At 44.3% G+C, this 255-nt stretch carries 1 protein-coding gene; it reads right to left on the reverse strand.

Annotated elements, in window-relative coordinates; translation table 11 throughout:
- Positions 1-230 (reverse strand): MFS transporter (locus J1785_RS00070; protein WP_217218502.1); only part of this gene is annotated, 230 nt, incomplete at its 3' end.
- Between the last annotated feature and the right edge of the window lie 25 nt (positions 231-255).

Genomic DNA, 255 nt, shown 5'->3' on the forward strand with positions numbered 1-255 from the left:
ACAAGTAATAATCTTTTACGAGGCCATCGTGTTGCCAACGCAGTTAATCCCGGAGCACCAATTACGGCACCGAGGGCGTAGGCTGTCACCGCTGTACCTACATGACTGACACTGACGTTTAGATCAGTTGATATCCTGGAAACTAAGCCGATCGTGACAAATTCAGTGAATCCCAAAGCAAAAGCGCAGAGTGCAAAGACATATATAACAAAAGGCATGCGTTCTTTCATAACTCAGGCTCTTCTATTTTCAATA

The organism is Rahnella perminowiae, assembly GCF_019049755.1.
Classification (GTDB): domain Bacteria; phylum Pseudomonadota; class Gammaproteobacteria; order Enterobacterales; family Enterobacteriaceae; genus Rahnella; species Rahnella perminowiae.